This is a genomic window from Streptomyces sp. NBC_01478 (genome assembly GCF_036227225.1).
Classification (GTDB): domain Bacteria; phylum Actinomycetota; class Actinomycetes; order Streptomycetales; family Streptomycetaceae; genus Streptomyces.
Window position 1 is genome coordinate 7,764,692 of sequence record NZ_CP109444.1, and the last position, 25,698, is coordinate 7,790,389.

29 protein-coding genes are annotated in these 25,698 nt (G+C 69.2%); 24 read left to right on the plus strand and 5 right to left on the minus strand.

The window, feature by feature from the left end; genetic code table 11:
- Positions 1-95 precede the first annotated feature (95 nt).
- The 18 genes from rpmE to OG223_RS35410 all read left to right on the plus strand — a co-directional run bounded on the left by rpmE (position 96) and on the right by OG223_RS35410 (position 15,440).
- Positions 96-320, plus strand: a complete 225-nt coding sequence (gene rpmE, locus OG223_RS35325) for a 50S ribosomal protein L31 (RefSeq protein WP_329257454.1) — start codon at positions 96-98, stop codon at positions 318-320.
- A 107-nt stretch (positions 321-427) separates the two neighbouring features.
- Complete coding sequence (prfA, locus tag OG223_RS35330; RefSeq protein ID WP_329257457.1) at positions 428-1,504, plus strand: peptide chain release factor 1; 1,077 nt, start codon at positions 428-430, stop codon at positions 1,502-1,504.
- Positions 1,505-1,559: 55 nt separating this feature from the next.
- Positions 1,560-2,405 (plus strand): peptide chain release factor N(5)-glutamine methyltransferase, encoded by an 846-nt coding sequence (gene prmC / locus OG223_RS35335; protein WP_019073183.1) that lies wholly within the window; start codon positions 1,560-1,562, stop codon positions 2,403-2,405.
- Between the two features lie 55 nt (positions 2,406-2,460).
- Positions 2,461-3,108, plus strand: coding sequence for an L-threonylcarbamoyladenylate synthase (locus OG223_RS35340; protein ID WP_033285396.1), 648 nt, complete (start codon positions 2,461-2,463; stop codon positions 3,106-3,108).
- Positions 3,105-3,773, plus strand: coding sequence for an arsenate reductase/protein-tyrosine-phosphatase family protein (locus OG223_RS35345; RefSeq protein WP_043683118.1), 669 nt, complete (start codon positions 3,105-3,107; stop codon positions 3,771-3,773). Before OG223_RS35340 ends, OG223_RS35345 begins: the two co-directional genes overlap by 4 nt.
- A gap of 63 nt (positions 3,774-3,836) precedes the next feature.
- The gene (locus OG223_RS35350; protein ID WP_329257463.1) at positions 3,837-3,968 is read left to right on the plus strand and encodes a hypothetical protein; all 132 of its coding nucleotides are present in this window, start codon (positions 3,837-3,839) and stop codon (positions 3,966-3,968) included.
- Positions 3,969-4,040: 72 nt separating this feature from the next.
- Complete coding sequence (glyA, locus tag OG223_RS35355; protein ID WP_329257466.1) at positions 4,041-5,279, plus strand: serine hydroxymethyltransferase; 1,239 nt, start codon at positions 4,041-4,043, stop codon at positions 5,277-5,279.
- Between the two features lie 129 nt (positions 5,280-5,408).
- Positions 5,409-6,728 (plus strand): MraY family glycosyltransferase, encoded by a 1,320-nt coding sequence (locus OG223_RS35360; protein WP_329257469.1) that lies wholly within the window; start codon positions 5,409-5,411, stop codon positions 6,726-6,728.
- Positions 6,729-7,022: 294 nt separating this feature from the next.
- Complete coding sequence (locus OG223_RS35365) at positions 7,023-7,436, plus strand: hypothetical protein (RefSeq protein WP_329257472.1); 414 nt, start codon at positions 7,023-7,025, stop codon at positions 7,434-7,436.
- A 210-nt stretch (positions 7,437-7,646) separates the two neighbouring features.
- The gene (gene atpB / locus OG223_RS35370; protein WP_329265641.1) at positions 7,647-8,483 is read left to right on the plus strand and encodes a F0F1 ATP synthase subunit A; all 837 of its coding nucleotides are present in this window, start codon (positions 7,647-7,649) and stop codon (positions 8,481-8,483) included.
- Positions 8,484-8,557: 74 nt separating this feature from the next.
- A complete protein-coding gene (locus OG223_RS35375) occupies positions 8,558-8,794 on the plus strand; it encodes a F0F1 ATP synthase subunit C (protein ID WP_067273352.1) in 237 nt (78 codons plus the stop codon).
- 41 nt (positions 8,795-8,835) lie between these two features.
- On the plus strand, positions 8,836-9,378 hold the full coding sequence (locus OG223_RS35380; protein ID WP_200679770.1) for a F0F1 ATP synthase subunit B: 543 nt from the start codon (positions 8,836-8,838) through the stop codon (positions 9,376-9,378).
- Positions 9,375-10,190, plus strand: a complete 816-nt coding sequence (locus OG223_RS35385) for a F0F1 ATP synthase subunit delta (RefSeq protein ID WP_329257475.1) — start codon at positions 9,375-9,377, stop codon at positions 10,188-10,190. The genes OG223_RS35380 and OG223_RS35385 overlap by 4 nt, the downstream gene beginning before the upstream one ends.
- A gap of 131 nt (positions 10,191-10,321) precedes the next feature.
- The gene (gene atpA, locus OG223_RS35390) at positions 10,322-11,911 is read left to right on the plus strand and encodes a F0F1 ATP synthase subunit alpha (RefSeq protein WP_329257477.1); all 1,590 of its coding nucleotides are present in this window, start codon (positions 10,322-10,324) and stop codon (positions 11,909-11,911) included.
- A 21-nt stretch (positions 11,912-11,932) separates the two neighbouring features.
- Positions 11,933-12,847, plus strand: a complete 915-nt coding sequence (locus OG223_RS35395) for a F0F1 ATP synthase subunit gamma (protein WP_329257479.1) — start codon at positions 11,933-11,935, stop codon at positions 12,845-12,847.
- Positions 12,847-14,283, plus strand: coding sequence for a F0F1 ATP synthase subunit beta (gene atpD, locus OG223_RS35400; protein ID WP_329257483.1), 1,437 nt, complete (start codon positions 12,847-12,849; stop codon positions 14,281-14,283). The genes OG223_RS35395 and atpD overlap by 1 nt, the downstream gene beginning before the upstream one ends.
- 197 nt (positions 14,284-14,480) lie before the next feature.
- Positions 14,481-14,855 carry a F0F1 ATP synthase subunit epsilon gene (locus OG223_RS35405; protein ID WP_266772606.1) on the plus strand — a complete coding sequence of 125 codons (375 nt, stop codon included), beginning with the start codon at positions 14,481-14,483 and terminating at the stop codon, positions 14,853-14,855.
- A 138-nt stretch (positions 14,856-14,993) separates the two neighbouring features.
- The gene (locus OG223_RS35410; protein ID WP_329257486.1) at positions 14,994-15,440 is read left to right on the plus strand and encodes a DUF2550 domain-containing protein; all 447 of its coding nucleotides are present in this window, start codon (positions 14,994-14,996) and stop codon (positions 15,438-15,440) included.
- Here the strand turns inward: OG223_RS35410 and OG223_RS35415 are convergent.
- Positions 15,427-15,624 (minus strand): hypothetical protein, encoded by a 198-nt coding sequence (locus OG223_RS35415; protein WP_329257488.1) that lies wholly within the window; start codon positions 15,622-15,624, stop codon positions 15,427-15,429. The two genes, OG223_RS35410 and OG223_RS35415, sit on opposite strands and share 14 nt — an antisense overlap.
- Before the next feature lie 204 nt (positions 15,625-15,828).
- Positions 15,829-17,655, minus strand: a complete 1,827-nt coding sequence (locus tag OG223_RS35420; RefSeq protein WP_329257491.1) for a glycoside hydrolase family 18 chitinase — start codon at positions 17,653-17,655, stop codon at positions 15,829-15,831.
- Between the two features lie 285 nt (positions 17,656-17,940).
- Here OG223_RS35420 and OG223_RS35425 point away from each other — a divergent pair, with 285 nt between their 5' ends.
- Both OG223_RS35425 and OG223_RS35430 read left to right on the plus strand, forming a co-directional pair.
- On the plus strand, positions 17,941-18,129 hold the full coding sequence (locus OG223_RS35425; protein ID WP_329257494.1) for a hypothetical protein: 189 nt from the start codon (positions 17,941-17,943) through the stop codon (positions 18,127-18,129).
- Positions 18,126-18,287 carry a hypothetical protein gene (locus OG223_RS35430; RefSeq protein WP_329257497.1) on the plus strand — a complete coding sequence of 54 codons (162 nt, stop codon included), beginning with the start codon at positions 18,126-18,128 and terminating at the stop codon, positions 18,285-18,287. The genes OG223_RS35425 and OG223_RS35430 overlap by 4 nt, the downstream gene beginning before the upstream one ends.
- Before the next feature lie 40 nt (positions 18,288-18,327).
- On the opposite strand, the gene OG223_RS35435 is transcribed toward OG223_RS35430, so the two are convergent.
- The gene (locus tag OG223_RS35435) at positions 18,328-18,900 is read right to left on the minus strand and encodes a cob(I)yrinic acid a,c-diamide adenosyltransferase (RefSeq protein ID WP_329257500.1); all 573 of its coding nucleotides are present in this window, start codon (positions 18,898-18,900) and stop codon (positions 18,328-18,330) included.
- Positions 18,901-19,093: 193 nt separating this feature from the next.
- Here OG223_RS35435 and OG223_RS35440 point away from each other — a divergent pair, with 193 nt between their 5' ends.
- From OG223_RS35440 to OG223_RS35450, 3 genes are all read left to right on the plus strand, one after another.
- Entirely contained in the window at positions 19,094-19,942 is an 849-nt protein-coding gene (locus OG223_RS35440) for a 3-hydroxyacyl-CoA dehydrogenase family protein (RefSeq protein WP_329257502.1), read from the plus strand.
- Between the two features lie 172 nt (positions 19,943-20,114).
- Positions 20,115-20,438 carry an STAS domain-containing protein gene (locus OG223_RS35445; RefSeq protein ID WP_019060737.1) on the plus strand — a complete coding sequence of 108 codons (324 nt, stop codon included), beginning with the start codon at positions 20,115-20,117 and terminating at the stop codon, positions 20,436-20,438.
- Positions 20,439-20,684: 246 nt separating this feature from the next.
- The gene (locus tag OG223_RS35450; RefSeq protein WP_329257505.1) at positions 20,685-23,183 is read left to right on the plus strand and encodes an ATP-binding protein; all 2,499 of its coding nucleotides are present in this window, start codon (positions 20,685-20,687) and stop codon (positions 23,181-23,183) included.
- A 65-nt stretch (positions 23,184-23,248) separates the two neighbouring features.
- On the opposite strand, the gene nucS is transcribed toward OG223_RS35450, so the two are convergent.
- Complete coding sequence (nucS, locus tag OG223_RS35455) at positions 23,249-23,929, minus strand: endonuclease NucS (protein ID WP_329257507.1); 681 nt, start codon at positions 23,927-23,929, stop codon at positions 23,249-23,251.
- A 253-nt stretch (positions 23,930-24,182) separates the two neighbouring features.
- Here nucS and OG223_RS35460 point away from each other — a divergent pair, with 253 nt between their 5' ends.
- A complete protein-coding gene (locus tag OG223_RS35460; protein ID WP_200679793.1) occupies positions 24,183-24,575 on the plus strand; it encodes an SCO5389 family protein in 393 nt (130 codons plus the stop codon).
- An 83-nt stretch (positions 24,576-24,658) separates the two neighbouring features.
- Here the strand turns inward: OG223_RS35460 and OG223_RS35465 are convergent, their stop codons facing one another.
- Positions 24,659-25,687, minus strand: coding sequence for an LLM class flavin-dependent oxidoreductase (locus tag OG223_RS35465; RefSeq protein WP_329257510.1), 1,029 nt, complete (start codon positions 25,685-25,687; stop codon positions 24,659-24,661).
- Between the last annotated feature and the right edge of the window lie 11 nt (positions 25,688-25,698).

The following is a 25,698-nucleotide window of genomic DNA, read 5'->3' on the forward strand; positions in this document are numbered from 1 at the left end:
GATGGCTCCAGTGCTGGCAGACTGGACAGTCGGCCCCGGTTCACGCCCCGCAACCCGCGGAGCGACCCGGCGCCCTCCCGAACCTAGGAGACACCTTGAAGCGCGAGATCCACCCCGAATACGTCGAGACCCAGGTGAGCTGCACCTGTGGCGCGTCGTTCACCACCCGCTCGACGATCACCAGCGGAGCGATCCGCGCTGACGTCTGCTCCGAGTGCCACCCGTTCTACACGGGCAAGCAGAAGATCCTCGACACCGGTGGCCGCGTGGCCCGCTTCGAGGCCCGCTTCGGCAAGGCTGCGGCCGGCTCCACGAAGTAGCGAGCCCCCATTTCGCCGGTCCACGGCCACGCCCACCACAGGCGTGCCGGGACCGGCGTTTTTGGTCGCCCGCCTTCCCTTTCTTCACTGCGTTTCAGGAGCCCAAGATGTTCGAGGCTGTCGAGGACCTCATCGGCGAGCACGCCGACCTTGAGAAGAAGCTCGCCGACCCGTCGGTCCACTCCGACCAGGCCAACGCGCGCAAGCTGAACAAGCGCTACGCCGAGCTCACCCCGATCGTCGCCACGTACCGCTCCTGGAAGCAGACCGGCGACGACATCGAGACCGCGCGTGAACTCGGCGCCGACGACCCGGAGTTCGCGGCCGAGGTCAAGGAGCTGGAGAAGCACCGCGACGAGATCACGGAGAAGCTGCGGCTGCTGCTCGTGCCGCGCGACCCCAACGACGACAAGGACGTGATCCTCGAGGTCAAGGCGGGCGCGGGCGGCGACGAGTCCGCCCTGTTCGCCGGTGACCTGCTGCGCATGTACCTGCGGTACGCGGAGCGCGTCGGCTGGAAGACCGAGATCATCGACGCCACCGAGTCCGAACTGGGCGGCTACAAGGACGTCCAGGTCGCCGTGAAGACCAAGGGCGGCAACGGCGCGACCGAGCCCGGCCAGGGCGTGTGGGCCCGCCTGAAGTACGAGGGTGGCGTGCACCGCGTGCAGCGCGTCCCGGCGACCGAGTCCGCGGGCCGTATCCACACCTCCGCGGCCGGTGTCCTCGTCACCCCCGAGGCGGAGGAGGTCGACGTCGAGATCAACCCGAACGACCTCCGCATCGACGTCTACCGCTCCTCCGGTCCTGGCGGCCAGTCCGTCAACACGACCGACTCCGCGGTGCGCATCACGCACATTCCCACCGGAGTCGTCGCGTCCTGCCAGAACGAGAAGAGCCAACTGCAGAACAAGGAGCAGGCGATGCGTATCCTGCGCTCCAGGCTGCTCGCCGCGGCACAGGAGGAGGCGGAGAAGAATGCCGCCGACGCCCGCCGCAGCCAGGTCCGCACGGTCGACCGCTCCGAGAAGATCCGTACGTACAACTTCCCGGAGAACCGCATCTCCGACCACCGCGTCGGATTCAAGGCGTACAACCTTGACCAGGTCCTGGACGGCGACCTCGACGCGATGATCCAGGCTTGCGTCGACGCGGACTCGGCCGCCAAGCTCGCGGCGGCGTAACACCACGGCACGCACGGCACGTTCGGCACGGACGAGTACGACACGGAGGACTTGCGTGAACCTGCTGCTAGCAGAGGTGGCCCAGGCCACCCAGCGGCTGGCCGACGCCGGCGTGCCCTCGCCGCGCAACGACGCGGAGGAGCTCGCCGCGTTCGTGCACGGTGTGAAGCGGGGCGAGCTGCACTCCGTGAAGGACGTGGACTTCGACGCCCGCTACTGGGAGACCATCGCCCGGCGCGAGCAGCGTGAGCCGCTCCAGCACATCACCGGCCGGGCCTTCTTCCGCTACCTGGAACTCCAGGTCGGGCCAGGGGTGTTCGTGCCGCGCCCCGAGACCGAGTCGGTGGTCGGCTGGGCCATAGACGCGGTCCGCGCGATGGACGTCGTAGAGCCGCTGATCGTGGACCTCTGCACCGGATCCGGCGCCATCGCGCTCGCCCTCGCGCAGGAGGTCCCGCGCTCCCGGGTGCACGCCGTGGAGCTGTCCGAGGACGCCCTGCAGTGGACCCGCAAGAACATGGAGGGGTCGCGGGTCGACCTGCGGCAGGGGAATGCCCTGGACGCCTTCCCCGACCTCGACGGCCATGTCGATCTGGTCATCTCCAATCCGCCGTACATCCCGCTCACGGAGTGGGAGTACGTCGCTCCCGAAGCCCGGGACTACGACCCCGAACTCGCCCTGTTCTCAGGGGAGGACGGCCTCGACCTGATCCGCGGCATCGAACGCACCGCACACCGGCTTCTCCGTCCGGGCGGTGTCGTCGTCATCGAGCACGCCGACACCCAGGGCGGCCAGGTGCCGTGGATCTTCACCGAGGAGCGGGGCTGGGCCGACGCGGCCGACCACCCCGACCTCAACAACCGCCCGCGCTTCGCGACCGCCCGCCGGGCGACGCCGTGAGCAGCGCCCCGACTTTCGACCCGCAGCAGTACGTGTACGAGGAGGCCCGCTAGACATGGCACGGCGATACGACACCAATGACGCGACCGACCGCACGACGGGTCTGCGCGAGGCCGCGTCCGCCGTCCGCCGGGGCGAACTCGTGGTCCTGCCGACCGACACGGTCTACGGCATCGGGGCCGACGCGTTCTCCTCGGAGGCCGTCGCCGATCTCCTGGACGCCAAGGGCCGGGGCCGCAACATGCCCACGCCCGTCCTCATCGGCTCCCCGAACACGCTGCACGGCCTTGTCACGGACTTCTCCGAGCTGGCCTGGGAACTCGTCGACGCGTTCTGGCCGGGCGCCCTCACCCTGGTCGCCAAGCACCAGCCGTCCCTCCAGTGGGACCTGGGCGACACCCGGGGCACGGTCGCCGTGCGCATGCCGCTGCACCCGGTCGCCATCGAGCTGCTGACGGAGGTCGGTCCGATGGCGGTCTCCTCGGCGAACCTCACCGGGCACCCCGCGCCGGAGGACTGCGACGCGGCCCAGGAGATGCTCGGCGACTCGGTCTCCGTGTACCTCGACGGCGGTCCCACGCCCGGCAACGTGCCGTCGTCGATCGTCGACGTCACCCGCGAGGTGCCGCTGCTGCTGCGCGCGGGCGCGATCTCGGCGGAGGAGCTGCGCAAGGTCGTACCCGACCTCGAGGTGGCGAATTGACAGCCCCTGACGCGGGGCGTGGCATAGGCAACGGGGAAGTGACGGGGACTTTCGGGCTCCCCATGGACAGCTTCCGCATCCTCCACGTCAGCACCGGCAACGTGTGCCGCTCGCCGATCACCGAGCGGCTGACCCGTCATGCCCTGGCGGACCGGCTCGGCGACCCGCTGTGGGGCGGGCTGATCGTGGAGAGCGCCGGCACCTGGGGCCATGAGGGCGCACCCATGGAGACCAACGCGGCGACGGTCCTCACCGACTTCGGCGCGGACCCCTCCGGGTTCACCGGCCGCGAGCTGCTGGACGACCACGTGATCCGCGCCGACCTGGTGCTGACGGCCACCCGTGACCACCGCGCCCAGGTCATCTCGATGGGCCATTCGGCGGGCCTGCGCACCTTCACCCTGAAGGAGTTCACCCGCCTGGTGAAGGCGATAGACCCCGCGACCCTGCCGCCCCTGGAGGACGGCATGGTGGCCCGCGCCCGCGCCCTGGTCCGCGCGGCGGCGGCCCTCCGCGGCTGGCTCCTGGCCCCCACCGCGGAAGCGGACGAGGTCTTCGACCCGTACGGCGCCCCGCTCCCGTTCTTCCGCTCCATCGGCGACGAGATAAACCAGGCGATCGACCCGGTGGTGACGGCGCTGACGGGGGTTCCCGCACGGACTTGATCCGGCGGTCGTCGCTCTCACGGGTGTACCCGGGCGGGGCTTGATTCGGTGGGGGCGGGGTCGGTGAGGGCCGCTGCGGAGCGGTTGATCGGGCCGGCCGGGTCGGTGACGCCTGCCGCGGAGCGGCTGATGTGGCTGAACCAGGCGATCGACCCCGTGGTCACCGCCCTCACAGGCGTACCCGCGAAGACCTGACAACGACCGCGCGTCCCACCCACCCCGGGCCTACATTGGACGTACGTCACCGTCGACGGCTCGGAGTCCACCATGTCGGTCATCCCTGTCCTTGAGGCCGATGTCCTGCGTCGGCAGGACCCCGAGCTGGCCGAGATCCTGCTCGGGGAGCTGACCCGGCAGTCGACGACGCTGCAGCTCGTCGCCGCCGAGAACTTCACCTCGCCCGCCGTGCTGGCCGCGCTCGGCTCCCCGCTCGCCAACAAGTACGCCGAGGGATACCCCGGCGCCCGCCACCACGGCGGCTGCGAGATCGTCGACGTCGCCGAGCGCGTCGCCGTGGACCGGGCGAAGGCGCTGTTCGGTGCCGAGCACGCCAACGTGCAGGCGCACTCCGGGTCTTCGGCCGTGCTCGCCGCGTACGCCGCGCTGCTGCGGCCCGGTGACACCGTGCTCGCGCTGGGGCTGCCGTACGGCGGGCATCTCACGCACGGGTCGCCCGCGAACTTCTCCGGGCGGTGGTTCGACTTCGTCGGGTACGGGGTGGATGCCGAGAGCGGGCTGATCGACTACCAGCAGGTGCGGGCCCTCGCCCGTACGCACCGGCCCAAGGCGATCGTGTGCGGCTCCATCGCCTACCCCCGGCACATCGACTACGCATTCTTCCGCGAGGTCGCCGACGAGGTGGGCGCCTATCTCATCGCCGACGCGGCCCATCCCATCGGGCTCGTCGCCGGGGGAGCGGCGCCGAACCCGGTGCCGTACGCCGATGTCGTCTGCGCCACCACGCACAAGGTGCTGCGCGGGCCGCGCGGCGGGATGCTCCTGTGCGGCGCGGAACTGGCCGAGCGGGTCGACCGGGCCGTTTTCCCGTTCACCCAGGGCGGCGCGCAGATGCACACCATCGCCGCGAAGGCCGTCGCGTTCGGCGAGGCGGCCACGCCCGCCTTCACGGCGTACGCCCATCAGGTGGTCGCCAACGCCCGGGTGCTCGCGGCGGGCCTGGCGGCGGAGGGGCTCGTCGTCACGACGGGCGGGACCGACACCCACCTCATCACCGCCGACCCGCTTCCCCTCGGCGTCGACGGACGGGTCGCACGCGGTCAACTCGCCGCCGCGGGAATGGTGTTGGACTGCTGTGCGCTTCCGCACGGCGACTCCCGCGGGCTGCGGCTGGGGACGGCCGCGGTGACCACGCAGGGGATGGGCGAGGGCGAGATGGCGGGCATCGCCGCGCTCCTCGCGGGTGTACTGCGCGGGCGGGTCGACACCAAGCGGGCGCGTGACGAAGTGCGGGATCTTGTGGGTGGATTCCTGCCGTATCCGGGCTGAACGGGGGTACCCGGAACCGAGTGCACAGCCACACGTGCAACCATCGTCGCTACCCGGAAGTCCCCAACCATATGCGTCCCTCGCTAGGGTGTGGGGCTGTGATGGCCAGCGAGACCTGTGGGGAAGCCTGTGCGTGAATACCTGCTGACGCTCTGCGTGACGGCCGCGGTGACGTATCTGCTGACCGGGCCGGTGCGGAAGTTCGCGATCGTGGCCGGAGCGATGCCCGAGATCAGGGCCCGTGACGTGCACCGGGAACCCACTCCGCGGCTCGGCGGTATCGCCATGTTCTTCGGTCTGTGCGCCGGTCTGCTGGTCGCGGACCATCTGACCAACCTCAGCGAGGTCTTCGAGAACTCGAACGAGCCGCGCGCCCTGCTCTCCGGAGCGGCCCTGATCTGGCTGATCGGTGTCCTGGACGACAAGTTCGAGATCGACGCCCTGATCAAGCTGGGCGGCCAGATGATCGCCGCCGGCGTGATGGTCATGCAGGGTCTGACGATCCTGTGGCTGCCCATCCCGAGCGTCGGCAACGTGGCACTGACCCAGTGGCAGGGCACCCTGCTCACGGTCGCCCTGGTCGTCATCACCATCAACGCGGTCAACTTCGTCGACGGCCTCGACGGCCTCGCCTCCGGCATGGTGTGCATCGCGGCCGCCGCGTTCTTCCTGTACGCCTACCGGATCTGGTACTCGTACGGCATCGAGGCCGCCGCCCCGGCCACGCTCTTCTCGGCGATCCTGATGGGCATGTGCCTGGGCTTCCTGCCGCACAACATGCACCCCGCGCGGATCTTCATGGGCGACTCCGGCTCGATGCTGATCGGCCTGGTGCTGGCCGCGGGTGCGATCTCCATCACGGGACAGGTCGACCCGGACGCGCTGCAGTTGTTCGTCGGCTCCGAGAAGGCGGCGGTGCACCAGACGGTGCCGGTCTACATCCCGCTGCTGCTGCCGCTGACGATCATCGCGGTGCCGGCCGCGGACCTAGTGCTGGCGATCGTCCGCCGTACCTGGCGGGGCCAGTCGCCGTTCGCCGCGGACCGCGGCCATCTGCACCACCGGCTCCTGGAGATCGGCCACTCGCACAGCCGGGCGGTGCTGATCATGTACTTCTGGTCGGCGCTGATCGCGTTCGGCGCGCTGTCCTACTCGGTCAACTCGGCCTCGATGTGGATCGTCCTCGGCATCGTCTTCCTGAGCGCGATGGGGCTGGTGCTGCTTCTGCTGCCGCGCTTCACGCCGCGCGCCCCGCGGTGGGCCGAGCACCTGGTGCCGCCGCGATATCGCCGTCGCCGGGCGGCAGTTGAGCCTGTGGTGGTGCTGGCGGAGGAGGACCGCGATCCGCGTCCGCCGGTTGTCGCCGGAGTGTCAGGAGTCAACGGGGCGACCGCTGTCGGCCCTCGTTCGCGCCTCCTGGACGGACGTAAGGCGGAGTCCTCGCGCTGACGCCAAGGTAAGAATCTGACTAAAGCGTTGCCATCTCGTGGGAGGACAAAGCCTCCCCATACCAGACAAGTTGGCCGCTATTTTGCACAGACGCGCGCTATCACTCTCATGTGTGACAGCAAGCACACCTTCTAGGTAAAGACCGCATCAAATAGTTTGTGATACGGTTCACGAGAACCCGGGACAGAGCCGAAGGACCGTAGTGCGACGGTCCATTGGCGTGAGGTTCTCTCTCATCCCGGGACTACGCTCGTCCATGACGACACGCCCCCCTTAGCAAGCGGAGTTGCCGCCATGCCGTCCAATGACGCCCGGATTCTCCTTCAAACCGCTGTGCCCACAGCCGCCGTCGGCGCGATTGCCGCCGTCGTCAGCGCTGTGGTCGCCGGCGGTGAAGGAGCTATTGGGGCAGCCGTTGGGACGCTGATCGTGATCCTCTTCATGGGAATCGGGCTCTACGTTCTGCAGCGCACTGCCAAATCGCTTCCGCACCTGTTCCAGGCGATGGGCCTCATGCTCTTCGCGGCGCAGATTCTTCTGTTGTTCATTTTCCTCGCCGCGTTCAAGCACACCACGCTGTTCAATCCCAAGGCCTTCGCGTTCACCCTGCTCGCCGGAACCATCGTCTGGACCGCCGCGCAGACCCGTGCCCACATGAAGGCCAAAATCCTCTACGTCGAGCCCGAGAAGTCGGGGCACTCGTCGTGAGAGGTAGGGCCGGGATAAGAGCACGTAAGCGACCCTGCTATCGTCCGGTGCCAACTGCGGCATCGCGGGCGCGGGCATCTGAGCTGACGCCTGCTCAATCGCGAGGCTCGATGCCCCACTGCCGCCCCCACATCCGTAACACCAGTCCAGTGCCGAACCGCGGCTGCGCGCCGCGCCGACACAACGAGGTTGCCGTACCTATGCGCCACGCTGAAGGAGCCCGCGGTGAGTGCTGACCCGACGCAGGTGCTCGCCTTCGAGACCGACTGCCACATCTTCGACGGCTGTGGCTTCCCGGCTCCCGGCCTGCACTCGTTCCTGTTCAAGCCCCTTCTGGGGGACGGCGACAGCAACGTGTACTTCAACAAGCCGATGTTGCTGGCGCTGATCGGCTCGGTCATCGTTGTCGGCTTCTTCTGGGCCGCCTTCCGCAAGCCGAAGGTCGTCCCCGGCAAGCTGCAGATGGTCGCCGAGACCGGCTACGACTTCATCCGCCGCGGTGTCGTCTACGAGACCATCGGAAAGAAGGAAGGCGAGAAGTACGTACCGCTGGTCGTCTCGCTCTTCTTCTTCATCTGGATGATGAACCTCTGGTCGATCGTCCCGGTCGCCCAGTTCCCGGTGACCTCGATCATCGCGTACCCCATCGCCCTCGCGGCGATCGTGTACGTCGTCTGGGTCTCGCTGACGTTCAAGCGGCACGGATTCGTCGGCGCCTTCAAGAACTTCAGCGGTTACGACAAGTCGCTCGGCGCGGTTCTCCCGCTGGCGATGGGCATCGAACTGCTCTCGAACCTGATCGTCCGGCCGTTCACGCACGCGGTGCGACTGTTCGCGAACATGTTCGCGGGCCACACCCTGCTGCTGCTCTTCACGATCGCCAGTTGGTACCTGCTCAACGGCATCGGGATCGCCTACGCGGGTGTCTCGTTCGTCATGGTCATCGTGATGACGGCCTTCGAGCTCTTCATCCAGGCCCTGCAGGCGTATGTCTTCGTGCTGTTGACCTGCACCTTCATCCAGGGCGCGCTCGCCGAGAACCACTGAGCACCCCCTCCAGAACCCCCCTTAGCGTCCGGTGGCCAACCCCCGCCGGTCCGTACAGATAAGGAAGAATCAGCATGGCTGCCACTGAGACCCTCGCTGCCGTCTCCGGTTCGCTCGGCTCCATCGGCTACGGCCTCGCCGCCATCGGTCCGGGCGTCGGCGTCGGCATCATCTTCGGCAACGGCACCCAGGCTCTTGCCCGTCAGCCCGAAGCTGCCGGTCTGATCCGCGCCAACCAGATCCTCGGCTTCGCCTTCTGTGAGGCCCTTGCCCTCATCGGCCTGGTCATGCCGTTCGTCTACGGCGTCTGATCAGTCGATCAGCGACAGCCCACTAGACGAAAGGCACTGACATGAGCCAGTTGCTCATTCTGGCGGCCGAGAAGGAGAACCCTCTCGTCCCGCCGATCCCCGAGCTCGTCATCGGCCTGATCGCCTTCGTCATCGTCTTCGGCTTCCTCGCCAAGAAGCTCCTCCCGAACATCAACAAGGTTCTGGACGAGCGCCGCGAGGCCATCGAGGGCGGTATCGAGAAGGCCGAGGCCGCCCAGACCGAGGCCCAGAGCGTGCTTGAGCAGTACAAGGCTCAGCTCGCCGAGGCCCGGCACGAGGCCGCGCGTCTGCGCCAGGAGGCGCAGGAGCAGGGCGCCACGCTCATCGCCGAGATGCGCGCGGAAGGCCAGCGGCAGCGCGAGGAGATCGTCGCCGCCGGTCACACGCAGATCGACGCCGACCGCAAGGCCGCTTCGCAGGCGCTGCGCCAGGACGTGGGCAAGCTCGCCACCGACCTGGCCGGCAAGCTCGTCGGCGAGTCCCTCGAGGACCACGCCCGGCAGAGCCGTGTGATCGACCGTTTCCTCGATGAGCTCGAGGAGAAGGCCGAGGCCGCACGATGAACGGAGCGAGCCGCGAGGCCCTGGCAGCCGCACGTGAGCGTCTCGACGCGCTGACGGACTCCACGTCCGTGAACGCGACGCAGCTCGCCGACGAGCTGGCCGCCGTCACCGCGCTGCTCGGCCGTGAGGTGTCGTTGCGTCGGGTCCTCACCGACCCGGCGCAGGACGGCGAAGCCAAGGCCCAGTTGGCCGAGCGCCTGCTCGGCGGCCAGGTCGGCGGCCCCGCCCTCGACCTGCTGTCCGGCATGGTGCGCTCCCGCTGGTCGCAGTCCCGCGACCTGGTGGACGCGCTGGAGGAGCTGGCGGCCACCGCCGACCTCACCGCCGCCCAGCAGTCGGGCGAGCTCGACGACGTCGAGGACGAGCTGTTCCGGTTCGGCCGGATCGTCGCCTCGAACACCGGACTGCGCGCCGCGCTGACCGACCGCGCCGCCGGCACCACGGCCAAGAGCGAGCTGCTCACCAGCCTGCTCGGCGGCCGCGCCAAGCCGGCCACGGAGCGACTGGTGACCCGCCTGGTGACCGCGCCCCGGGGACGTAGCCTGGAAGCGGGACTCGAGTCCCTGTCCAAGCTCGCCGCCGAGCGCCGCAGCCGCCTGGTCGCGGTCGTCACCACGGCGGTCCCGCTGAGCGACCCGCAGAAGCAGCGCCTGGGCGCCGCCCTCGCGAAGCTCTACGGCCGCCCCATGCACCTGAACATCGACGTGGACCCCGAGGTCCTCGGCGGAATCCGGGTGCAGGTCGGCGACGAGATCATCAACGGCTCCATCGCGGACCGCCTCGATGACGCCGCTCGCCGCATGGCGGGCTAGCAGCACCCATACAAAGACGTAGTAAGGCGGCCCGAGTTGGGCCGTGCAGAGGATTCACCTCGTTCATGGGGGGAGTCCCCCCATCCCCCCAAGTGAAACTTCGGGCCCAACAAGGAGAGCAGGGAACCCAGATGGCGGAGCTCACGATCCGGCCGGAGGAGATCCGGGACGCGCTGGAGAACTTCGTCCAGTCGTACAAGCCGGACGCGGCCTCGCGCGAGGAGGTCGGTACGGTCACCCTTGCCGGCGACGGCATCGCGAAGGTCGAGGGCCTGCCCTCGGCCATGGCCAACGAACTGCTGAAGTTCGAGGACGGCACCCTCGGTCTCGCGCTCAACCTCGAAGAGCGCGAGATCGGTACCGTCATCCTCGGTGAGTTCAGCGGTGTCGAAGAGGGCCAGCCGGTCACCCGCACCGGCGAGGTCCTGTCCGTCGCCGTCGGCGAGGGCTACCTCGGCCGTGTCGTCGACCCGCTCGGCAACCCGATCGACGGCCTCGGCGAGATCGAGACCACCGGCCGCCGCGCCCTCGAGCTGCAGGCCCCGGGCGTCATGGTCCGCAAGTCGGTGCACGAGCCGATGGAGACCGGCTACAAGGCCGTCGACGCGATGACCCCGATCGGCCGTGGCCAGCGTCAGCTCATCATCGGCGACCGCCAGACCGGCAAGACCGCCCTGGCCGTCGACACGATCATCAACCAGCGCGACAACTGGCGCTCGGGCGACGTGAACAAGCAGGTCCGCTGCATCTACGTCGCCATCGGTCAGAAGGGCTCCACCATCGCCTCCGTGCGTGGTGCGCTCGAAGAGGCCGGCGCGCTGGAGTACACGACCATCGTCGCCGCCCCGGCGTCCGACCCGGCCGGCTTCAAGTACCTGGCGCCGTACACCGGTTCGGCCATCGGCCAGCACTGGATGTACGACGGCAAGCACGTCCTCATCATCTTCGACGACCTCTCGAAGCAGGCCGACGCCTACCGCGCCGTGTCCCTGCTGCTGCGCCGTCCGCCGGGCCGCGAGGCCTACCCGGGTGACGTCTTCTACCTGCACTCCCGTCTGCTGGAGCGCTGCGCGAAGCTCTCCGACGAGATGGGCAAGGGCTCGATGACCGGTCTGCCGATCGTCGAGACCAAGGCCAACGACGTCTCGGCGTTCATCCCGACCAACGTCATCTCCATCACCGACGGCCAGTGCTTCCTGGAGTCGGACCTCTTCAACGCCGGTCAGCGCCCCGCGCTGAACGTCGGTATCTCCGTCTCCCGAGTCGGCGGTTCCGCGCAGCACAAGGCGATGAAGCAGGTCTCCGGCCGACTGCGCCTCGACCTCGCCCAGTACCGCGAGCTGGAGGCGTTCGCCGCCTTCGGTTCCGACCTGGACGCCGCGTCGAAGGCCCAGTTGGAGCGCGGTCAGCGCCTGGTCGAGCTGCTCAAGCAGGCTCAGTACCAGCCGATGGCCACCGAGGACCAGGTCGTCTCCGTGTGGTCCGCGACCACCGGCAAGATGGACGACGTACCGGTCGCCGACATCCGCCGCTTCGAGAAGGAGCTCCTGGAGTACCTGCACCGCAAGGAGCAGGGCCTCATGACCTCCATCAAGGAGGGCGGCAAGATGTCGGACGACACCCTCACCGCCGCCGCGGACGCGATCGCCGAGTTCAAGAAGCAGTTCGAGACCTCGGACGGCAAGCTCCTCGGCGAGGACGCCCCGGCCGCGGCCAAGTGACGTAAGGAAGGGACCTGACTCATGGGAGCCCAGCTCCGGGTCTACAAGCGTCGCATCCGATCCGTCACCGCGACCAAGAAGATCACCAAGGCGATGGAGATGATCGCCGCCTCGCGCGTCGTCAAGGCGCACCGCAAGGTGCAGGCCTCGACGCCGTACGCGAAGGAACTGACGCGTGCGGTCACGGCGGTCGGTACGGGTTCGAACACCAGGCACCCGCTGACCACCGAGGCCGAGACGCCGACCCGTTCCGCGGTGCTGCTCCTCACGAGCGACCGCGGTCTGGCCGGTGCCTTCAACTCCAACGCCATCAAGGCGGCGGAGCAGTTGACCGCGCGTCTTGTGGCCGAGGGCAAGGAGGTCGACACGTACATCGTCGGCCGCCGCGGTGTCGCCCACTACAACTTCCGTGAGCGCAAGATCTCGGAGCAGTGGACCGGCTTCACCGACCAGCCCGAGTACGCGGACGCGAAGAAGGTCGCGGGTCCGCTCATCGAGGCCATCGAGAAGGACACGGCCGAGGGCGGCGTGGACGAACTCCACATCGTCTACACCGAGTTCGTCTCGATGATGACGCAGACGCCGATCGACAGCCGGCTGCTGCCCCTCAGCCTCGAAGAGGTCGCGGAGGACGTGCCCCAGGGCGAGATCCTTCCGCTGTACGACTTCGAGCCGTCGGCGGAGGACGTCCTGGACGCCCTCCTGCCGCGGTACGTCGAGAGCCGTATCTACAACGCGCTGCTCCAGTCGGCTGCCTCCAAGCACGCCGCCACCCGCCGCGCGATGAAGTCGGCGACCGACAACGCGGGAGACCTGATCACCACGCTCTCCCGTCTTGCCAACGCGGCCCGCCAGGCCGAAATCACCCAGGAAATCAGCGAGATCGTCGGTGGCTCCGCAGCCCTGGCCGACGCGACCGCGGGGAGTGACAAGTAATGACGACGACAGTTGAGACGGCCGTTGCCACGGGCCGCGTCGCCCGGGTCATCGGCCCGGTCGTCGACGTGGAGTTCCCCGTCGACGCGATGCCGGAGATCTACAACGCTCTGCACGTCGAGGTGGCCGACCCGGCCCTGGACGGCGCGCAGAAGACGCTGACCCTGGAGGTCGCCCAGCACCTGGGTGACGGCCTGGTCCGCACCATCTCGATGCAGCCCACCGACGGTCTGGTCCGCCAGGCCGCCGTCACCGACACGGGCACGGGCATCACCGTCCCGGTCGGCGACTTCACCAAGGGCAAGGTGTTCAACACCCTTGGTGAGGTGCTGAACAGCGACGAGAAGTACACGGGCGAGCGCTGGTCCATCCACCGCAAGGCCCCGCGCTTCGACGAGCTCGAGTCGAAGACCGAGATGTTCGAGACCGGCGTCAAGGTCATCGACCTGCTCACCCCGTACGTCAAGGGCGGCAAGATCGGCCTGTTCGGCGGTGCCGGCGTCGGCAAGACGGTGCTCATCCAGGAGATGATCTACCGCGTCGCCAACAACCACGACGGTGTCTCCGTGTTCGCCGGTGTCGGCGAGCGCACCCGTGAGGGCAACGACCTCATCGAGGAGATGGCCGACTCGGGCGTCATCGACAAGACGGCCCTTGTCTTCGGCCAGATGGACGAGCCCCCGGGCACCCGTCTGCGCGTGGCCCTGGCCGGTCTGACCATGGCGGAGTACTTCCGCGATGTGCAGAACCAGGACGTGCTGTTCTTCATCGACAACATCTTCCGCTTCACGCAGGCCGGTTCCGAGGTCTCGACCCTGCTCGGCCGCATGCCCTCCGCGGTGGGCTACCAGCCGAACCTGGCCGACGAGATGGGTCTCCTCCAGGAGCGCATCACCTCGACCCGCGGTCACTCGATCACCTCGATGCAGGCGATCTACGTCCCCGCGGACGACCTGACCGACCCGGCCCCGGCCACCACCTTCGCCCACCTCGACGCGACGACGGTTCTGTCCCGTCCGATCTCCGAGAAGGGCATCTACCCGGCCGTGGACCCGCTGGACTCCACGTCCCGCATCCTGGACCCCCGCTACATCGCGGCGGACCACTACAACACCGCGATGCGCGTCAAGACGGTCCTGCAGAAGTACAAGGACCTTCAGGACATCATCGCGATCCTCGGTATCGACGAGCTGGGCGAGGAGGACAAGCTCACCGTCCACCGTGCCCGTCGCGTGGAGCGCTTCCTGTCCCAGAACACCCACGTCGCCAAGCAGTTCACCGGTGTCGACGGGTCGGACGTCCCGCTGGACGAGTCGATCGTGGCCTTCAACGCGATCATCGACGGCGAGTACGACCACTTCCCGGAGCAGGCGTTCTTCCTCTGCGGTGGTATCGAGGACCTGAAGGCGAACGCGAAGGAGCTGGGCGTCTCCTGACCCCCGTGCTTCACCTGAGGGGGTGGGGCGTGTCCCACCCCCTCTTCCACGCCCACTGCTGCATCTCCTGGGGGATAACCCCCAGACCCCCAGCAGAGTCCTGAGGCGGGGCCCCGACACTTCGGTGCTCGGAGCCCTACTAGACTTATTCGCAACACCCGGCATGAGAAGCCGGGTGGTGACCCGAGGAGCCCACCTTGGCTGCTGAGCTGCATGTCGAGCTCGTCGCCGCGGACCGCCAGGTCTGGTCCGGCGAGGCCACCCTGGTCGTCGCGCGCACCACGTCCGGCGACATCGGCGTCATGCCCGGTCACCAGCCGCTGCTCGGTGTGCTGGAGTCGGGCCCGGTGACCATCCGTACGAGCGACGGCGGGACGGTCGTCGCCGCGGTGCACGGCGGTTTCATCTCGTTCGCGGACAACAAGCTGTCGCTGCTCGCCGAGATCGCCGAGCTGTCGGACGAGATCGACGTCCAGCGCGTGGAGCGCGAGCTGGAGCGTGCGAAGGCGGAGGGCGACGAGTCCGCCGAGCGTCGCGCGGACGTCCGACTGCGTGCGGTGGAGACGCGCTGAACCCAGCGTTGACGCGATGACGTGACTCAGCCGCGGCTGGGACCGGAGGAATCCGGCCCCAGCCGCGGCTGAGGCGAATGTGGGTGTTTTTTCCGTTCCGTTACCTGTTTTACCTAGGAGACGAGGAGGTCGGTGTCGATGGTCCTCGCTCTGACTGTGTGCGGAATTGTTGTGGCCCTGGTAGTGGTGGGGCTGTTCGTCTTCGGCCTGCGCCGCAGACTCATCCAGCGCTCCGGCGGCACCTTCGACTGTTCGCTCCGCTGGGACGTCCCGGAGAAACCCGACACCAACGGCAAGGGCTGGAGCTACGGCGTCGCCCGCTACAACGGCGACCGCATCGAGTGGTACCGCGTCTTCTCCTACGCCTACCGCCCGCGCCGCACGCTGGAACGCTCGGCGATCGAGGTCGCCGGCCGCCGCCTCCCCGAGGGCGAGGAGGAGCTGGCGCTGCTCTCCGACGCCGTCATCCTGACCTGTCTGCACCGGGGCACGCGGCTCGAACTCGCCATGAGCGAGGACGCGTTGACCGGTTTCCTGGCCTGGCTGGAGGCGGCTCCACCCGGGCAGAGGGTCAACGTGGCCTGACCGGACATACCGGGTTGGGTACGTCGGCCTGGCTGACGACGACCGTGCGGGGCGCGGAGCCGAGTGTCACGGTGACGTCGACCGGGCAGGCGGCCATGACGGCGGTGGCGAAGGCGCCCGCGAGTGCGGCCCAGGAGGTGATGGGCCTCTTCGCGATGCGGGGCGTGGTGGACCTGCGCTTCATGGTTTCCCCCGTTGTGCGCTGTTCCGTTTGTTGCTGGGAGACCACGATGCCCCAGGTCAACGGCCTGCCCCCAGCAGCCATCCGGCCCGCGACCACGGGCCGAAGGGCCCTCTGAGGTGCACGCCGGGGGCGCGCGCCGCGCACAACGCGCCGCGGACAGACCGGTGAGGTCTGCCCGCGGCGGTGTGCCGAGCGGTGTGGGGATCAGCTCAGACCGTTGTTGATGGCGGTCACCAGCTCACCGTTGCTGGTGTCGCCGCTGAAGTCCCAGAAGAACGCGCCGCCCAGACCCTGGGTCTTGGCCCACGCCATCTTCGTGCCGATGGTCGCCGGGGTGTCGTACGACCACCAGTTGTTGCCGCAGTAGGCGTACGCCGTGCCGGCGATCGTGCCGGTGGCCGGGCAGGTCGTCTTGAGGACCTTGTAGTCCTCGATGCCCTGCTCGTACGTGCCCGCCGCCGGGCCGGTCGCCGAGCCGCCGGGTGCGGCCTGGGTCACGCCGGTCCAGCCTCTGCCGTAGAAGCCGATGCCGATGAGCAGCTTGCTCGCTGCGACGCCCTTCGACTTGAACTTGGCGATCGCGTCGGCCGTGGTGAAGCCCGGGGTCGGGATGCCGGTGTAGGTGGTGAGCGGGGAGTGCGGGGCGGTCGGGCCGTCCGCGTCGAAGGCGCCGAAGAAGTCGTACGTCATCACGTTGTACCAGTCGACGTACTGGGCCGCGCCCGCGTAGTCGGCGGCGTCGATCTTGCCGCCGGAGGTGCCGTCCGCCGTGGTGGCGGCGGTGACCAGGTTGCTGGAGCCGAACTTGGCGCGCAGGGCCTGCATCAGGTTCTTGTACGCCGCCGCGCCGCTGGTGTCGCAGGACAGGCCGCAGGCGTTCGGGTACTCCCAGTCGATGTCGATGCCGTCGAAGACGTCGGCCCAGCGCGGGTCCTCGACCAGGCTGTAGCAGGAGTTGGCGAACGCGGTCGGGTTGGCCGCGGCCTGGGCGAAGCCTCCGGACCAGGTCCAGCCGCCGAAGGACCAGAGGATCTTGATGTTCGGGTACTTGGCCTTCAGCTCGCGGAGCTGGTTGAAGTTGCCGGCCAGCGGCTGGTCCCAGGTGTCGGCGACGCCGCTGACCGACTGGTCGGCGGTGAACGTCTTCTGGTAGTCCGCGTAGGCGTCACCGATCGCGCACTGCCCGTTCGTCACGTTGCCGAACGCGTAGTTGATGTGCGTGATCTTCGCGGCCGAGCCCGAGGTCACCAGGTTCTTGACCTGGTAGTTGCGGGTGTAGGTGCCCCACTCGGTGAGGTACCCGAGCTTGACCTTGCTGCCGGTGGTCGGGGGAGTGGTCGTGCCGCCCGTGGTGTGCACGGCGACCGCGCCGCTGACCGGTCCTGTCTGGTCTGCGGTGTCGCGGGCCTGCACGGTGTAGGAGTAGTCGGTGCCGGCGGTCAGGCCGGTGTTGGTGTACGACGTCGTCGTGACCGTGGCGACCTTGGTGCCGTCGCGCAGGACGTCGTAGTTCTTGATGCCCTTGTCGTCGGTCGCGGCGGACCAGGAGAGGTTCACCGAGGTGTCGGTGATCGACGACGCGGTGGGGGTGCCGGGCGCGGAGGGGGCCGCGTCGCCGGGGACGGTGGTGCCGCCGTCACAACTGCCGCCGTTCAGCAGACAGTTGGAGGGCGAACCGGAGCCGGCGCCGTTGAAGCCGAAGGAGACGGAGGCGCCCGCGGCGATGGTGCCGTTGTAGGACTTGTTCTTCGCGGTCCAGTGGGTGCCGGAGCTGGTGACGTCCGCGTCCCAGGCCGAGGTGACGGACGTACCGGAGGGGAAGTCCCACTCGACCGTCCATGAACTGATCGCGCTGGTACCGGTGTTCTTGACGGTCCACTGGCCGCCGAAGCCGGTGCCCCAGTCGCTGGTCTTGGTGAAGGTGGCGGTGGCGGTCGACGCGGCCTCGGCGGGACCGGCCAGACCGACGAGAGCGGCGAGCGGGAGCAGCAGGGTCGCGAACCCGGCAACTGCTCGATGTCTGAAGCGCATTGAGCGCCTCCTCGGGGTGTCGGGGGGTATCTCGAGGATGGTGGGGCGCGACTGAGCCTTCGCACCCACAGTGCCGCGAGAATAGAAAGGTCTGGACCACGGGTCAATAGGTCTGGACCACTTTGGTAGGGGCGTGCTAAACCCCAATTCACGCACCGGCAAAGCCACTTGAACCTGGCTGTGCGGCCCCGACTCGGCCTGCGACCGGCTGACGTGCGACTCCACCGTCCGGCGCGATCCACACGCCGTCGCGGTGCGGGCGGGGGAGACGAGGACACTGGCCGTATGGACGATTCCGCATCCGTATCCGCCCGCCGGGCACGGGCCGACTACAACGCACTGGAGGCGGCGGCGGACGAGGTGCTTACGCGGAAGGCCCTGCGGACTCTCGCCGAGGAGGGCGACGCACCGTGCGCCACCCTCACGGATGTGCTCGCGGACATCTTCGGCACGTCGGCCCCGGACGAGGCGTGACGTGCCCCTTCGAGTTCGCCGTCGCCGCCCGCCGCCAGTTCAAGGTCGTCGATCAGACGACGGCTCTGGGCGTCCTCCACGCGCTGAGCCGTGTCGGCGACGACCCGTACCGCGAGGACGCGGACGTGAAGAAGCTGTCGGGCCACGACGACCTGTAGCGACTGCGCGTCGGAGTCCACCGACACCTCTGACCGTCGGTCAGCGCTCCCCGCCGGGGACCCACAGCACATCTCCGGCGTCCTTGTTGGCCGTGCGGGCGAGGATGAACAGCAGGTCCGACAGGCGGTTGAGGTAGGTCGCCGTGAGGGGGTTCATCACCTCGGCGTGAGCCTCCAGCGCCGTCCACGTCGAGCGCTCCGCCCGTCGTACGACCGTGCACGCCTGGTGGAGCAGGGCCGCGCCCGGGGTGCCGCCGGGGAGGATGAAGGAACGGAGCTTCTCCAGCCGCTCGTTGAAGTGGTCGCAGTCCGCTTCCAGTTTGTCGATGTAGAACTGCTCGACGCGCAGCGGCGGGAACTCCGGTTCGGCGACGACCGGTGTGCACAGGTCCGCGCCCACGTCGAACAGGTCGTTCTGGACGCGGGTGAGGACCTTGACGATGTCCTCGTCCAGGCCGCCGAGGGCGACGGCCGTGCCGATCGCCGCGTTCGCCTCGTTGGCGTCGGCGTACGCCGAGATGCGGACGTCGGTCTTGGCGACCCGGCTCATGTCGCCGAGGGCGGTGGTGCCCTGGTCGCCGGTCCTGGTGTAGATGCGCGTCAGATTGACCATGTGGCCAGCGTAGCCAGGCCCGGCCGGTGCTCAACTAGGCCGTACGGGCGGTCGAATGACCCGTGCGGTGTGATGTCCGTCAGATGAGACGTGACGCGCGTTACTAACCGGTCACACAGCGCCGCACCTTCGCTAGTGTCCGCCGAGAGGCATACGGATACACGCTGTAAGCGTTTCAAAGGGGAGTCGCACAGTGGCACGGAAGCTTGCCGTCATCGGCGCCGGACTCATGGGTTCCGGTATCGCCCAGGTCTCCGCGCAGGCGGGCTGGGACGTCGTCCTGCGCGATGTCACCGACGAAGCCCTCAAGCGTGGCACCGACGGCATCAAGGCCTCGTACGACAAGTTCGTGAGCAAGGGGAAGCTGGAGGCGCACGACGCCGACGCCGCCCTCGGCCGGATCACCGCGACCACCGACCTCGACGCCGTCGCCGACGCGGACATCGTCGTCGAGGCCGTCTTCGAGAAGCTCGAAGTCAAGCACGAGATCTTCCGCGCGCTCGACAAGATCGCCCGGGAGGACGCCGTCCTCGCCTCCAACACCTCCGCCATCCCGATCACGAAGATCGCGGCCGTGACGGAGCGTCCGGAGCGCGTCGTGGGCACGCACTTCTTCTCACCGGTCCCGATGATGGGCCTGTGCGAGCTGGTGCGCGGATACAAGACGAGCGACGAAACCCTCGCCACCGCAAGGGAGTTCGCCGAATCCGTCGGCAAGACCTGCATCGTCGTCAACCGTGACGTGGCCGGCTTCGTGACGACCCGTCTCATCTCGGCGCTCGTCGTCGAGGCGGCGAAGCTGTACGAGTCGGGTGTCGCCACCGCCGAGGACATCGACCTCGCCTGCCAACTGGGCTTCGGTCACGCGATGGGCCCGCTGGCGACGGCGGACCTCACCGGCGTCGACATCCTGCTGCACGCCACGAGCAACATCTACACCGAGTCACAGGACGAGAAGTTCGCCCCGCCGGAGCTGATGCGCCGAATGGTGGACGCCGGTGACATCGGACGCAAGAGCGGGCAGGGCTTCTACAAGCACTGAAACCGCACACGCCCCAGAGCCTTCACACCCAGGGGTGAATTCGGTATCGGTTCGCTCACAGACGGCAACCTCCCGGCACTTCACGCAGTCAGACGTTGCATCGCCGACTTCGGCGGCATCACCGGCACCACCGATATCACCGAGTACGCCACCGCACTCACGGGGAGCGCATATGTACATCAGGGGCGACCACGTCGAGCTGGTCGTCGGGGGCCGCCTCGACGTCCGCAGCGCGGCGGACGCCCGTACGGTCCTGCACTCGGCCGTCGACGACGGAGTCGGCGATCTGGTGCTGGACCTGTCCGAGCTCGACTCCTGGGACGCCACCGGCCTCGGCGTGATCATGGGAGCCCACCGACGGGCCGGCCGCTGCGGCCGCCGCCTGGTGCTGCGCCGCGTACCACCGCAGATGCAGCGCCTGCTCGTGGCCACCCGGCTGCACCGCATCCTCGCCATCGAGGGCGGGATCGGCGTGGAGTCGCTTCCCAGGGTCTGACGTCCGCCGCACCCAATCCTCCGCACGCAATCCTGCGCACACAATCCTCATGAGACTGTGACGTCTCGGACGGCCCGGTACCCCGGACTGTCGTAGATACTGTGCCAAGGTTTAAGGTTCGGTCGCCCGCTGCCACACAACCCTTCGCGCGGGCCCGGACCAGAAGCGACAGCGCGGTGTGCACAAGGCCGGGAGGGGCCTGGGTCCTGTCGACCCGCACACGACGCTTTTGGGGGGCTTGGACCTATGGACCCGATCGACCGGGAGCCCGAGGAGTACGGCCAGGACGGCGACGACACGTCGTCCCGTCAGCGCCCGCCCCGGGAACCCCTCACGCCCGACTTCGGCCAGCACACACCCGCACTCGCGCGCACCGTACAGGTGGTCGCCGGTGAGTTCCTGCTCACCGTCAACCCCGTCGACGGCAGCGAGATCGAGGCCTGCCAGCCCGGACAGCGGCCCGGTCGGCCGGCGAAGTTCAGTGCCGCCGAGCGCGCCGAGAACGCCCGCGCGGCCAGACCGCCGGCCCCGCCCGGCCTCAACCGCCCCGAACTGCCGCTCCTGGAACGCCAGGAGGAGCGCGAGCGTCTTGTACGGCTGCTCGCCCGCGGCCGTTCCGTACGGCTCACCGGCCCCTCGGGCTCCGGGCGCACCAGCCTGCTCGACCTCGTCGCCGAGGACTGCCTGGACCTCGCCCCCGACGGCGTGATCCGCCTCACCGGCTTCCACCGCACCACCACCGACCTCCTGCACGACCTCTTCCACGCCGTCTACGACGCACCCCTGCACCGGCCCGACCGGCAGGAACTGCTCGCGCTCACGGGCGAGATCGGCGCGGTCGTCGTCCTCGACGACATCGAGTTCGGTGCCGCCGCCCTCGACGAGCTCCTCGACGCGACGCCCGAGTGCGCCTTCCTGATCGCCGCGACCCCGGAGGTCCCCGCACCGTCCGCGGACTCCGCCATCGAGGAGGTCTTCCTCGGCGGCCTGGGCCGGGCCGGCGCCGTGGAGGTCCTGGAGCGCGCGGTGGGCCGCGTCCTCACCGAGGAGGAGGCCAACTGGGCGGGCGACCTCTACTTCGAGTCCGAGGGGCTGCCTCTGCGCTTCGTCCAGGCCGGCGCCCTGCTGCGCCAGCGCGACGAACTGCGCGTCGGCACCAGCGCCGTCGAGGAGTTCGGCGTCTTCCAGGACGCGCCCCCGGTCGACGTGCCCTTCGACGCCCCGCCCCTGGACCCCGACGCGGGCGACGCCGTACCCCTGCCGTCCCTCGGTGAGGCCGCCGCGCCCGCACCGCTGCTCGCCTCCCGGCTCAGCCCTTCGGCCCGCGCCACCCTGCGCTTCGCCGTCGCGCTCGACGGCGAGGTGCCGCACCAGGCGCATCTGCCCGCACTCGTCGGCGACACCCACGCGGACGCCGCCCTCGGCGAACTCGCGGCCTCCGGACTGGTCTCCCCGGTCGGCTCCCGCTACCGGCTCGCCGCCGGCGTCCAGGCCCAGATCGAGGCCGCCGGATACGGCGACGACGTCGCGTCCGGTGCCCTCATCGCCGCCCTGCACTACTCCTGGTGGGCCGGGCACCCCTCGGTCACCCCCGCGCGCGTGTGCGCCGAGGCGGACGCCCTGCTCGCCGCGCTCGTCGCCCTCCTGCCGGCGACCACCCCGCCCGGCGACGGCGAGGAGAGCACCACCGTCCACCTGGCCCGCACGGCGGCCCCCGCGTTCGCCGCCGGACTGCACTGGAGCGCCTGGGAGCGCGTGCTGCGTTCCGGCGCCGAGGCCGCCCGGCTCGCCGACGATGTGAGTGAACAGGCCTATTTCCAGCACGAGTTGGGGGTCCTCGCGCTCTGCGAGGGTGAACTCGACCGGGCCCGGGCCGAGTTGGAGTCCTCCATCGGCCTGCGCGGCGCCGCCGCCGACAAGCGCGGCGCCGTCGCCGGGCGCCGGGCCCTCGCCCTGGTCGCCGACCGCTCCGGCTTCGCGCTCGGCCCCGGCGCCATGGCCGGCGAGGAGGTGCCCGACGCGCGCCACGAGGAGTCGGCCCCGCCGCCAGGCGGCACACCGGCGCCCTTCCCGCCGCTCCAGCCGCCCGGCGAGACCTACACCCTCGTCTCCCCCCAGGCCTCGTCCCTGAAGTCCCACAACAAGGCCCGGGGCGGCCTGCGCGGCTATGCCCGGCGCAACCTCGTCGCGGCCGGCGCGGGCGTCCTGCTCGCCGCCGTCCTCGGCACGGTCGTCACCCTCGGCGCCACGTCCAACAACAACGCCGACAACCCCTCCGACAAGGTCGGCGTCAACCCGTCCGCGAGCCAGGGCGCCGGCGACGACAACCTCGGCGCGGACCCCGCGAAGGGCGACGACAGCAGCACCGGCACGGCCACCGGCCGCCCGACCGACCCGGGCCCGGACGGCACGATGGGCACGTCGGACGATCCGACACCGACGGGCAGCGGGACGCCTTCGGACCGGCCGAGCGGGACGAGCGGGTCGACCACACCGACGCCGTCCAAGTCCACGTCGACGAAGCCTGCTTCGCCGAGCCCGTCCACGTCGAGGCCGACGACACCGACCACCCCGGCCTCGCCGACCACCTCCGCACCGACGGACACCACGTCACCGTCACCGTCGGACACGTCCAGCGCCCCGGCCACCGACACCTCCGCGAGCGGCGCGACCTCCAGCGCCCCCATGGACACGACCAGTTCGGCCGCGCCCGCGAGCAGCGGCGCTTCGGGTGCCGTCATCTGACACTCCGTACGACACGAAAGGGCCGGCTCCGATGATCGGAACCGGCCCTTTTCGGCGCGGGGAGGTCAGAACAGGCGCAGCTTGTCGTCCTCGATGCCGCGCAGGGCGTTGTAGTCCAGGACCGTGCAGCCGATGCCGCGGTCGGTGGCGAGGACGCGGGCCTGGGGCTTGATCTCCTGGGCGGCGAAGATGCCGCGGACCGGGGCGAGATGGGGATCGCGGTTCAACAGCTCCAGGTAGCGCGTGAGTTGCTCCACGCCGTCGATCTCGCCGCGCCGCTTGATCTCGATCGCGACGGTCTGGCCCTCGCCGTCCCGGCACAGGATGTCGACCGGGCCGATGGCCGTCATGTACTCGCGGCGGATCAGCGTGTAGCCCTCGCCGAGGGTGTCGATGCGGTCGGCGAGCAGCTCCTGGAGGTGCGCTTCCACGCCGTCCTTGATCAGGCCGGGGTCCACGCCGAGTTCGTGCGAGGAGTCGTGGAGGATCTCCTCCATCGTGATGATGAGCTTCTCGCCCGCCTTGTTGGTGACGGTCCAGATGTCCGCGGGATCGTCGGGAGCCCCCGAACCCTCCTTCAACGTGCAGGGCGGCGACATCCAGTTGAGGGGCTTGTAGGCCCGGTCGTCCGCGTGGATCGAGACGCTGCCGTCCGCCTTCACCAGGATCAGACGGGGGGCGGAGGGGAGGTGGGCGGTGAGCCGGCCCGCGTAGTCCACGGAACACCGGGCAATGACGAGACGCATGGTCGGCAACGCTACTCGACGGGCGGCAGTGAACGCGATTCGCCCTGGAAGACCCGTGACGCCCCTTGTTCATTAGTGGCCGATTGTGGGCCTATTGAGAGTTCCGTATGTACGCATTCTCCTGGTGCCGCCTCCTTCTGTTGCCTACCGTATAAACGGGAGGTCGCGACACGTGTACGCAGCGTGTTCGTAATCGCGGACTCCCTTACCTGTCCGGCAACCCCTGCGCGTTGGGGGTGCGAGAGGAGAACCCATGTCGCTCGACGTCTCACCGGCCCTACTCGAAAAGGCCGAGCGAGGCGAGGTCGACGAAGCTGAATTCGTCGACTGCGTCCGGACCTCCCTGCCTTACGCATGGGAGATGATCAGCTCCCTGGTGGCTCAGCTGAAGGTCGACGGCGGTGCGTTCGCCGACAACCAGACGCCGCCGCCGGACGAGCAGGCACGCGGTCAGTTGCTGCGTGCGCTCGCGAGTGACGCGATACGCGGCGCGCTGCAGCGGCACTTCGGTGTGCGGCTGGCCTTCCAGAACTGCCATCGGGTGGCGGTGTTCCCGCTGGACGGCTCGGTCGACGAAACGCTGACCCGCTTCACCTCGGTGCGCAGTCAACTGCTGAACCAGTCCCCGGAGTTCAGGGACTGCTGACGCGGCGATCGCGCACCATCGCTTGCCGCTCCGTACGCGGGAGGTGCCTTCAGTACTGGGGCGGCAAGCTCTCCGCGGTTCGCTCAGCCGAGGTGGGGGAGCACCTCGGCTCCGAGCCGCCGTACGTTCTCCTCGGTCGCCGCGAGGTCCCCGGACCCCTCGACGAGCAGCGCGAAGCGGGAGATGCCGGTCCGCTCGGAGGTCGCCGCGAGCCGGTCGGCGCACAGCCGCGGGGTGCCCACCGGGTGCAGTCCGCACAGCAGTTCGGTGTACGCGAGCGGGTCGCGCATCCGGCGCTCGCGGTCGTCCACGGTGACATGCGCGTCGAGCCCCTGCCTGAGCCAGCCCGGCATCGCCTTCACCAGCGCCTCCACGGCATCCGCACGCTTGTCCGCGATCTGGCAGACGCCGGCCGACACATGGGCCGCGCCCCGGATCTCCGCCGCCGGCCGCCCCGCCGCCCGCGCCGACTGCCGCCACAGGGAGACCATCTCGGCCTTCTCCTCGTCCCCGACATGCATGCCCAGCAGCATCGGCAGACCCCGCTCGGCCGCCAGCCGCACACTCGCGGGCGAGGTGCAGGCGACGACGACCTCGGGGCCCGGCGCGTCCGACAGCGCCTCCGACGGCCTTGGTACGACCGGGACTTCACGGAACGCGAAGCGGTCCCCGGTGCCCGCGACCGACGGCTCGCGCAGCCAGCGCATCAACAGATCGAGCGATTCCGGGAACCCTCGTTCGTATGCGGCGAGGCCCGCGCCGAAGACCTCCAGGTCGACCCACGGTCCGCCGCGGCCCACGCCCAGCGAGAAGCGCCCGCCGCTCGTCACATGCAGCAGCGCGGCCTGCTCGCCGAGGGCGACCGGGTGGACGGTGGGCAGCACGCTGATCGCGGTGCCGACGCGGATGCGCCGGGTGCGGCCCAGCAGTAACGCGGCCAGGGTGATCGCGGACGGGCAGGTGCCGTAGGGCACGAAGTGGTGCTCGGCCAGCCAGGCCGTGTCGAGACCGGCTTCCTCCGCGATCTCCACCGAGCGGACCGCGCGGTGCAGGGCCTCCCCCTGGCCCTGGCCCGGGAACTGGGCCGCCAACACAAAACTTCCGACGCGCATGGTTCTTCCTG